A 12,316-nucleotide genomic window follows, 5' to 3' on the forward strand; every position below is an offset into this window, starting at 1 on the left:
TTAAATGAATAATTACTCAAAGATACAATAATTTATGTAAAAAATAGTTAATAAAGTTATCCTTAAAAAGTTATCAAAGAAAGATTAAAAAAAGAAAAAAAAAGAGTGAGAAAGTTAATCTCACTATTTAATTGTTATTGTTACTTTTTTGGTTGCGGCTTCGTATGTTTTGTCACCTGCAAATTTAATCACTGCTTGGAATTTACCTTTCTTGGTCAATTTGAGTGAGAAGGTAACTTGTCCTTTAGCGTTGATTTTGCCGGTGTATGTTTTACCGTTCACTTTAAGGGTTACTTTTTTACCTGATTTGAGGTAGGTTTTACCATCAGCGGATGATCCTTTGATGGTTTTTAAAGTAACTGTGTATTTTTTGGTTTTTGCGGTTGCTTTGTATGATTTAGCAGCAGCAGAAATTGTGATCGGTTTTTTGATTACATCAAGCATAGCTGAAGCAAATGTTGCGTTGTATGTTGTGTTTCCAAGGTAACATGGAGCGCAGGTGTAGTAGTTTGAATCTTGCAAGTTGATTTGAAGATGTGCTACACCGTTTTCGTCGGTAGTCTTGTTGTGTACCCAACCGTTGATAGCGAATACCACACTTTGGTTTACAAGACGGTTACCATTTGAATCAGTTAACAATACGTCAAAGTATGCTCCTCTTTCACCAGCTTTATAATCAACAGCATAAACTTGTAATCTGTATCCATTAGTAATATTGAATTGGGTAGCTAACCTTTCAGGAGCCACATTATCAAATTTAATGGAAGTGTTTGTAGCAAGATATGTGTCGTTACCAGCGTAATTGAATGCAATTACTTCACCGCTTACACCTGCAATTGTGAATGAACCGTCAGCACCGGTTACAGTACTGTTGGATACGTCACCAACTGCATAGGCAATATTTGCGTTTGCAATAGGATTGCCGTTAGCATCCACTAAAACTGCAGTAATGTTTAAGTCTTCCATGACTGTAATGTTAGCGAATTTGGTTGCGATGTAATCAGGAACACTGAAAGCAGCAGTTTTAATTACCGGAGCGTGAGTTTCGTCACCAGAGTAGACTACAACAACACCATGGTCACCAGGAGCAACATCATTAATAGGAACACTAGCAGTACCGTTTTCATCTAAAGGAACGGTGGTTGCTTTTCCATCAACAATTACAGTTACGTTACCGGTAGCATCAGGAATGCTTACATCAACAGTAGCATTGTCTCCAGCTTTAACATCACTAGGAACGGTTATGTTAGCTTCAGGAGCTTCAGGTTCAGGGACATTGAATGATGCAACAGCATGTGTAGGAGCGTGAGTGTCATCTCCGTCATATACCACAACAACATTATGGTCACCAGCATCTAAATCGTTGACAGGAACGCTAGCAGTACCATTTTCATCTAAAGCAACAACTGTTTCAACACCATCAACAATAACAGAAACATTACCTGTAGCGCCAGGAATGCTGATGTCTACAGTAGCGTTGTCTCCAACTTTAGCATCACTAGGAACAGTGATATTGAGAGCATCTTCAGTTTCTAATTTGTTTACAGTGAATGAAGTTGCGTTTTCAGTTGCCATGTAGATTAAATCTCCATCGTAACTTGCACTTACAGTGTATTTGTTAGCTTCTAAATCAGCTACGATAAGTTGACCTTTACCTTCAGTAATTTCAACGCTGTATTTTTTACCGTCTACAATAACTTCAACAGTTCCGTCTACAATTTCTTTAAATGAAATGTTGATAGTTGCATTTTCACCAACTGTAATGTCAGCTGCTTCAACAACTAAAACAGGGTCAACTGGGAAGTTGTTTTCAACAGTATTGTTTTTATCTTCAGCGAAGTTAACAGCAGCATCACCGACTAATTCATTTGCGTATAAAATGTTATCGGTAACATTGTTGTTGGATGTTGATTTAAGATCAACTGCATATTCGCTAGCGGCAGTAATCATGTTGTCTGAAATAACGTTGTCATTTGAGTTTACAGTTACTAAACCGTTTACAACATTGTTTTTGAAGGTTGTGTTTTTAGCAGCAGCTGAAATAGTTACAGTACCTAAAACAGTGTTTTCAGTTGCAACGACATTTTTACCGCTGATTGTTAAGGATTTAGCGGTATTTCCTGTGAAGTTACATCCTTCGGTTACGGTTAAAGCACCATCAGTCACATTGTTGTTTTCAACAAGGCTGTATGTACCGATAGCCATGGATCCTCCACCAGTAATGGTGTTGTTTCTGTATACGTTCTTGGTTGAAGTTGCACCAAATTGGTTAACAATTGCATTACCTTTGAAGTTGTTCAAGGTGTTGTTTTCAATTAAGTTACCTTGACCACATACAGTAATACCATACATGAATCCGGAAGCAGCAACTTGACTGTTGATTACGTTATTGGTGTAATTTACAAATTCAGGGTTGTCACCTTTACCAACAAAGATATTGGATGATAAAACATTACCAGATGAACCGGTTATGTCAAATACGTTGTTATCGAAGGTAGCGTATTTACCACCTTTACCGAGAACTACACAACTTGAACCTGTACCGCCGTTTTCAAAGTGGGAGTTTTTAATTACAGTGTAGTAAGCTTCTGAGTGGATGGATAAGAATCCAGTACCTGAACCTACTCCTCTCATGTTAGCTTTCATGTCAATGTCATCAACAGTTACGTAAGATGCACCTTGGATGAACAAGTCACCGTTAACAATGCTAATACCGGTTATGTTAGTGTGGTCCGCACCCGCAACAACATTGAATTTAAACCAGTTGTAGTTAGGGTTTGCACCACTGTCAAATACAGCATCGCCAGTTGTGGATACAATGTTTTCAGGTTTGTTAATGAATAATGAGAAGTCTCCACCAACAAATGATCCTTGGAAGTCTAAAGTTACGTTTTCAGGAACATAATCGAATAAGTAATTCTTATTGTCTGCATCGAAGTAGTATTTGAATGTTTCATTAGTGATTACGCCGTCGATTACTTGTAAGTTACCGGTAGCTTCACCAGGGTTAATGTAGGTGTCACCGTTGTAGATTACAGTAATGTTATTAGCGCCTACAACTAAGTCTTCAGCTGCAACATCAACAGTTACAGTGTTATTTTCTAATACTAATTCTTCATAAGTTTTATTACCTATTTTAATAGTTACGTTACCGGTTCCGGCAGGAACGGTTACAGTAATAGTAGAGTTAGTTCCAACCCAAGCAGTTTGAGCATCAATGGTCATTTCAACAGCAAATGGAGGTGTGTTGTTTTCAACAATTCCGTCAACACCAGGAGCAACAGAGTCATCACCGAATAATTCTTCAGCGTATAAAGTGTTACCAGTTACATTAGCAGGAGTTCCTTCCAATACTGAAACAGTGTATTTACCTTGAACATACATGGTGTTGTTTTGCACGTCTAATGAACGGGAACCGTACATGTATTGACCGTAACTTACACCATGAACAGGAGCTACATCAACATATCCTGCTTTGTTGTAAGTGTAAATTGTGTTGTTGTATATTTTTGCGTTACCGTTGGTAATTTCAATACCGGATACTAATGCCCATTGAGCATTTGTAGTAGCATTACCGGTTACATTGAATATATTGTCTGCAATATATACTTCAGAACTTCCACCCATCATACTGGATACGTAGAAACCTAAGTTAGGACCGCTTGAAATGGTAGTAATGTTATTTCCAATAACATACATTTCAGATTCCACACCTTGCAATGCATATGCCGCACCGTTTGAGTCTCTACCGGCTACAGTAGATATGTCAAAGTTGTTGTTGGATACAGTTACATTCTTATCATATCCAAATTCAATTACGTATAAGTATGCTACTACTCCAGCAGGTGTTAATTCATCGTTGAAATAGAAATCATTGGAATCGATTAATACATTTTCAGATCCAATTACATATACAGATTGAGCGGTAGGATAAGATGCACTTACATCATTTAAAGTAGAGTTTACTTTGTTATTTGTGAATGTAACGTTTTCAGATGCTCTGACTCTGATAGGGTTAACAGTATTTAATCCCATCATCATGTAATCCCAGTCATAGTTGCTTGCAAATAATGCAGGGAAACTGGTAGTGAATACATTTCCATCAATTAAAATATTGGAAGATTTGTCTACATTAATAGCACTTGCTGAATTTGTATCATCAGTAATATGAGTTTCAACATAAATGACAGAGTCAGTCACATTTACATTGTCTACATCCTTAATATCAATAGCAACTGAGTCGCCATCTTTTACAATGTATGAAATGTTCATGTTTGAAATGGATACGTCACTTTCACCTACAGTTACTAATGGTCCTAAGTTCATTGTGGAAGTTAAAGTTAATCCATCTAAGCTGACATCAGTAGAGTCAATGACGAATGCAATGTCTTTCAATACAGCATCCTGACCAGTGATTTTGATAGGTCTGTCAAGAATTACATAATATGAAAGTTTGTCGAATTCTCCTTTGAAGATCAATTCATCGAATGGAACTTCTTCGTTTAAGAATCCGTATTCATCGAAGTATTCGTAGAAGATATCTTCAGTTACAACATTGTCTAAACCGATGAAAGTGGTTGAATCAGTGTCAGCGTTGATGAATTCATCACCGTTGTAGGTTACGGTTACATTATTTACGCCAGCAACAATGTCAGCTGCATCCACTTCAATAGTTACAGCACCATCTACTAAAGGAACTTCAACAAATTCCTTGCTGTTTACTTTTACAGTCACATTACCTGTAGCGTTGACAATAGCAATAGTGATTGTATTGTTTTGAGTAATCCATGTGTTTTCAACTTGAATATCCATAATTGGATTTCCACCGTTGAGGGTAACATTGTTGTCTTTACCTTCAGCATAGTTTACAGCTGCGTCACCCATTTTATCAGCACTAGCTAATTTGTTGTAGGTTACAGTGTTGTTTGAAGTTGATTTCAAGTCGATTGCATATGGGGTTGTAGTGGTAACTTTGTTTCTGACAATAGTGTTGTCATTTGAGTTGACAGTTACAAGACCATTTACTTCATTTTCTTCGAAAGTTGTGTTTTTAGCAGCAGTTGCAATATTTACAGTAGTTAAAACAGTGTTGTTAGCTGCATAAACATTTTTACCGCTGATTGTTAAGGATTTTGCAGTGTTTCCAGTGAAGTTACATCCTTCGGTTACGGTTAAAGCACCTTCAGCTACATTGTTGTTTTCAACAATACTGTAGGTACCGATAGCCATGGATCCTCCACCAGTAATGGTGTTGTTTCTGTAAACGTTCTTGGTTGAGGTTGCACCCCATTGGTTAACAATTGCATTACCTTTGAAGTTGTTTAAGGTGTTGTTTTCAATTACGTTACCTTGGCCACATACAGTAATACCATACATAAATCCGGAAGCAGCAACTTGACTGTTAATTACATTGTTGATGTAGTTTACAAATTCAGGGTTGTCACCTTTACCAACAAATATATTGGATGATAAAACGTTACCGGATGAACCAGTTATGTTGAATACATTGTTGTCAAAGGTAGCGTATTTTCCACCTTTACCGAGAACTACACAACTTGAACCTGTACCACCGTTTTCGAAGTATGAGTTTTTAATTACAGTGTTGTAAGCTTCAGAGTGGATTGATAAGAATCCAGTACCTGAACCTACTCCTCTCATGTTAGCTTTCATGTAAATGTTGTCTACGGTTACATTGGATGCACCTTGGATGAATAAATCACCGTTGATGATACTAATACCGGTAATGTTGGTATTGTCACCGCCTGCTACAACATTGAATTTAATCCATTTGTAGTTAGGGTTTTCACCACTGTCAAATACAGCAGTTCCGATGAGTTCTTCCTTATAAGCACCTAATAAACCAGTACCATTTGCATTTTTGGATGAAATTACATTTACAGGTTTGTTAATGTATACGCTATATTTATCACCATAGAACGGTCCTTGGAAGTCTAAGGTAGCTCCTTCAGGAACAAATGATAACAAGTAACCGTTTTCAGCGAAGTAATTGAAGAATGTTTGGTTGGTAATTAAACCGCTGACAACATTAAATGTAGCTTCGCCTGCACCAGAGAATACTCTGGAACCACCGTTATAGGTTACGCTAACGTTGTTGATTGCATCCTGTGCAATGTCAGCTAAAGGAACAACTAGAGTTGCACTACCGTTAACTAAAGCTAAATCATCATATACTTTGTCATTTACTTTGATTGTTACGTTACCGTCAGTAGCATTTGTTACAGTGACAGTGATTTCAGCATCATGACCAATCCAAGCTCCAGGAGCGTCGATGATAACTTCAGCTTCGTAAGGTGGAGTGTTGTTTTCAATTACATTTCCTTCACCGCCTTTAATGATAGCTGCATCGTCACCTTCTAAGTCATGGCCGTGTAAATCGTTTCCAACAACATTACTGTTTACAGCATTCAAGAAGTATACTGCATATTCACCTTCAGTGAAGATAGCATTGTCTCTTATGTCAAAAGTGTGATCGCCGGATAACCATTGAGCGTAACTTATACCGTATAAATTGTTATCTGCATCATATTCACCGACATTGTGAGAGTAAATAGTGTTGTTGTATATTTTTGCCTGGGTGTCTTGAAGTTCCATACCTGAAACTAAAGACCAAACATTTCCGGCAGTTGCTAAACCGGTTACGTCGATATAGTTGTTTGTTACAGTAATATCAGTTTCACCAGCATAGTTTTGTGAGTAAATACCTAAGGTAGGACCATTACTGATTGCGGTTAAGGTGTTACCGTCAATTAAAAGGTTTGCGTAAGGACCGGTAAGTTGGATAGGATATGCAGTACCTGCAGCCTCTTCACCAGCATCAGAATTGATTGTAATGGTGTTTCCGGTAATATTTACATTGTTTGAAACGTATAAGTCTACAGCATTTGAGTAACCTGCACCAACAGTTGACTTGTCGATTTGAGTAATCTTACTGTCAGAGATGACTAAATTGTTTACATTATTAGCCATGATGGAGTCAACAGTAGGATAGTATCCGTGGGTTGCAGTTACATCAGTGGTAACAGTGTTTTTATTTAAAACAATGTTTTCACTGTCTTGGATACCGATAGCTAAAATTAAATCCTGGTCAATACCTTGACTTGCGAAATCAACATCGCAAGCAGGCAATTTTGATCTGATAGTTCCTTTTGTAATGTTTACATTGCTGGAACTGCGGATTTGAATAGCGTGTTGAGTGTATCCAGGAGTACCAACGGAGTTACTTTCAAAGTCAATGCGTGCGTTATCAACTGATACGCCATCAGCTTCATAGATTAAAATACCGTAAGCTTCAGTGTCTTTAGCGGTTGTGTAATCAATATTTACATTTTCTACAGTTACATTGTCACCGTAAATAGCGATTACAGGACCTGAAACAGCATTACCGTCTACAGTGAAGTAACTTCTGCCAGTGAATGAAACATCATCCGCATCGATAACTATTACGACATCATTGAAATCAGCATAATTGGATTCGATTTGTTTGGATTCAGAAATTACAATTTTGTCAACTCCTAAATCTTCAAATTCACCATCGAAAATTAAGTTATCAAATGGAATGTCACTAAACATGATTCCTTCATCATCGAAGAAGTCATAGAAGTTTTCAGGAGTGATAATGTTATTCATACCTTTAACTGTGAATCCTACAACAGCAAAGCTTTCATCGAATAAGGTTTCAGGGTCAACATATTTTACAGTGATGTTATATTCGCCTTCATCTTGAGTAATTAATAATTTACCTGATGCGGTACCGTTAATCACATCAAATGTAGCGATGGATTCTTCACCGATGAATAATTCGACAGTACCTTGGTTTACGATAGTGCCGTCGTCACAGGTTACATTTGCAGTGAAGTCATATCTTTCACCTTTTTTAGCTGTGAAGTTGTCAGCACTTACGGTTGTTGCGGTAGTGGTTACGAATAAAGTTACAATTTCATTGTCAACAGAAACTCTGATGAATTTTAATCCTTCAGGAACTGTGTAAACGAAGTCAGCTTCACCATCTACTAAAACACCTTCTTCAGTAGCATCGGAAGTTTCTAAAGTAACAGCACGAGGCACAACAATAGGTTTTGCTAAATCTCCGGTTGCAGTACCAGTGGTGTATGTGTTAATGTTAGCGTTTATTGTTACGTTTTCACCAGCTTTGATTTGAGTGTCATTTGTAACAGTTAAAACAGCCCATCTGTTTAATGTCACTTTGTTAGAAACTAAATCTTTAGGTGAATCGTTGCTTCCCCACCAGTTGTCGTTTACAGTTACGGTAGGAGTTACCATACTGGTAATTCTGGAATAAACTGCATAATTGCTGTCATCGTAATTGCTTACTAAAACAGAGTTTGCAACGTTTACAGTAGCGGTTCTTACATAAATTGCTCCACCACCAAGACCGTCAACGGTGTTTTGTTCGAATAAAGAATCAGTTACAGTTAAAGTTTCTTTTTTATCTGAGTAAGCACCAATGAAACTGATTGCTCCTCCACCATAGTTACTGTCTGAATCTTCACCTTTAGCGGAGTTTCCAGTAAATGTAGAACCTGTGATTGTAGCAACATTTGTGTTTACAATTTCAATAGCTCCTCCACCATATGCATCCACACTGTTTGCGACAAATTCAGAGTTTATAATATCAAATGCAGAATTTTGTTGAGCGAAAATTGCTCCACCACCAAAGTTGGAAGAACCTTTAGCATTGTTGTTGGTAAAGGTGGTTCCTACAACATACAATTCAGGAGTGAAACCTGCAGCGGCCTGGGAGAATATTGCTCCACCATTTTGGGCTGCTTTGTTGTTTTCAAATACAGAATCAATTACCATTAATTCAGCTACATTGTAGATTGCTCCACCGTTTTTGCTTGAAGTGGAGTTTGCTAAGGTACAACCTTGAATGGTCAATTTACCTGAGTTTCCGAATAATGCACCGCTTTCATCAGCAGCAGTGTATCCATTGATTAAAGTTACATTTTCGATTAATACATCTCCAGTGGAACCGACATATAATACTCTATTGTTGTTTTGAGCGTCAATAATAGCATTACCTTGACCGATGATGGTTAAATCTTTTGTGATTGTTCCTAAATCACCGGTTTTGTGGGTACCGTTCAAGAGAATGATTTTACCTTTTACTGAAATTTCAATAGCATGAGCAATAGTTGCAACAGGATCCTCTTCAGTACCTGCATTGTTATCGTCACCTTCAGGTGAAACGTAAATGATTCCAGCAACTAAAGGTATTGATACATCACCAACATCAATTGCATCATCAGCAGCATCGATAGTGTAATCAACACTTGCCTTGTTATCTTTAACAGTTAAAATTTCATTTAATTTACCGCTTGTGGAAGTAACAGTTACATCCATTTCAGGTAAAGTTCCAGTATATTCGCTTACAGTGTCATCAGCATGTTGAAGTTTGTCGAAGGTTACGTCAACAGTAACATTATCTCCGATTTGAGCATTGTCCGGAGTTACTTTAGCATCCATTACTACCCAATTTTCAACATTGACGTTTTCTCCTACTTTGGAAGCAGGATTATCATTGCTGCCCCAGTAGTTTTCATTCACGTCAGCAGCATATTTAGCATTGTCTGAAACAACAATTGCACTATTATCATCATTAAAGACTGAATCTTTAACGTTAATTTTATTGATTGCATCAGGTGCAATCATGATACTGTATGAAGAAGTACTGTCATAGTATCTAAGATAAATTTCTGAACCTTCTTCAGCAACATTGTCGTTGAATACACAGCCGTTTACGGTAATGTCACCTGCAGAAGCATAAATTGCTCCACCTTTACCTGATTCTCCACCAGTAATAGCGACATTGTTTTCAAACAATGAATCTTCAATTACAGCAGTTGCGTTGTTGTTTACATAGACTGCTCCACCGGCACCACCATAATAAGTACCGCCGAATGCAGTGTTATTAATAAATTCACAGTTTTTGACTAATAAATTGGAAGCAGTACCATTACTGAATTTACCACTAGATACACTTTGGGTAGTGGAAGTACCACCTACATAAATACCTGCACCTGAACCTCCACTTGAGGAAGTTGCATTGTTACCAATAAATGAAGAGTTGTATACTTGAGCTTGTGAGCTTGAAATGTATAATACCCCATATTTATTGTGGTTGTTAGTAAAGTTACAGTTATTTACATATAAGTTTCCATTGTTTACACGAATGTTTCCATAAGAAGTACTAGTCTTATGAGCAGTATTTTTATCAAATACAGTATTGGTTATGGATAAAGCACCATAACTATCGTAAATAAGAGCTTCCCTGTTTTCTCCACCATTGTTTGTGAATACACAATTGTCAATGAGTACAATACCATATTGTTGGCGGATAACAGCACCGTTGTATGATTCATTACCGTTAATGAATGTAATGTTTGAAAGACTTACACCCGCATATTGAACATATAATGCTCTTTTACCGTTTGAATCCCAGGTTACAGGACCGGTAGTGTTGAACATGACACTTTCAGTAATTGTAATTGGGTTTTCAACATAAGTACCTTCCTTAATTACGATGGTAGGAATTTGATCTTCATCCAAATCAGCAGTGATTTCTTCTGAAATTGCTACAGCTTTTTCGATTGTTTTTACTGCAGTAGCTTCGCTGAAACCGTCGTTAGTATCTGCACCATTTACTGAATCAACATAAATGATGTCGTATACGGTTGGTACAACAGGTTCGTCGCCACCATCATTCAATCCAGGGATTTCTTTTTCTAATTCATTGCCGTTGCTTAATTTGTATGAACCGTCTTCTTCAACAACCCATACGTTAGCGGTTACGCCTTCAGGTAATGTGTTTGATCCCCAGTAGTTGTTTTCTGCATCAACAACACCATTGTTAGTTTTAAATCCTCCTTGATAAGAAGCATTGAAAGTGTTGTTATAAATATTATTATAGTTCAAGGTTGCTTTAGCATTAGAACCTAAATAAAATACATTTTTTGCAACAGTGTTGTTTGCAAGAACAGATTGTTCCATGGTAAATTGTCCACTGCCCCCAATGTAGAATAAACTGTCCCCAACATAACCTGCAGAGGATAACTGAACATCATTATCTACAAATTTAGATTTTTTAATATTTACAGTTCCAGTACTACGTACAATACTGTTTGCAGCACCACTAAATCTTTGGATAGTAACATTGTCCATGTTTAAAGTAGTAGCAGCATTACTCATGAATACTACCGCACCATTTTGACCACCAGTAGATTCATATTTTAAATCTTCAAATACAGTATCTTTAATGTTAAATGTAGCTCCCGCACTAGCATAAACTCCAGTTGCACCATTTGAAGATTTAGAAGTTAAATCTGAAAAAGTACAACCTTCAATATTTACAGTTCCAGTATTTGCAAATTGAAGAGCACCATACTTATTCGCAATATTTGTAAAAGTACAGTCAGTAAAGTTCACATCAATAGGAGTACCACCATAAAATCTTATGATTCCACTACCAGATGTAGTTTCAGAATCTTTAAATGTCATGTTTGTAAATGAAATTGAAATGCCCTGGGTATTAGATTCAATTAAATTACCTTTAGCATCACCAGTATATTTAAGAGAAACACCATCCTTGCTTTCACCTACAATAGATAAAGATTTGGTAATTTGCACCACACTACTTTCAGAGTAGTTTCCATTTTTTATAAAAATAGTTTCCCCACCAGTGGCTTTGCCAACAGCGGAAGAAATTGTTTTATAAGGACTACTCTCTGTTCCTTGTTCGTCATCACTTGTCGAAGAACTATCAACATAGATAGTATCCCCACTTGCGCTGACAACATCCTCAGCATCAGAGCTGGCTAAATTGTTATCAAGCGCAGTATCTTCTGCACTAATCGCACTAACGCTGAATAGCATCACTGCGACCAATAGCACACAAATTAGTATCTTTTTATTCAATTTCTTCATTCAATCACTCGATTCAATGTTTTTAATTATAAAGTTAACATAAGAAAAATTAAATCTAACTTTACATTTTTAATGTATATATGACATTATATATAAATTAATGTAAAATTGAATAAAATTAAAATATATAGGACAAGATTAATGTAAAAATAGTTTACAATTATGAAAAACAAAGCTTCTACAAGAGATGAAAACAAATCAATTTATTTAATTTTCCAGACAACTATTCAAAAGAGTAACCGAATAAGTTATAAAATTAGAGCACCAATGATTAATATTTTTGACAATTTATCCCAAATTCCATTTATCCAAATAGACCATATGGATGAAACAAAAAAGATTTAATGAATTC

At 36.7% G+C, this 12,316-nt stretch carries 1 protein-coding gene; it reads right to left on the reverse strand.

Going from position 1 to position 12,316, the window contains the following annotated elements:
- Positions 1-123 precede the first annotated feature (123 nt).
- Positions 124-11,964: an Ig-like domain repeat protein gene (locus ACKI30_RS07520; RefSeq protein WP_407411284.1), complete on the reverse strand. Its 11,841-nt coding sequence runs from the start codon at positions 11,962-11,964 to the stop codon at positions 124-126.
- Positions 11,965-12,316: the final 352 nt, after the last annotated feature.

It is taken from the genome of Methanobrevibacter sp. (assembly GCF_045539575.1).
GTDB lineage: Archaea > Methanobacteriota > Methanobacteria > Methanobacteriales > Methanobacteriaceae > Methanocatella.

Excerpts from the sequence above, each read along its gene's own strand:
- ACKI30_RS07520 (WP_407411284.1), bottom strand. The coding sequence starts at position 11,964 with ATGAAGAAATTGAATAAAAAGATACTAATTTGTGTGCTATTGGTCGCA.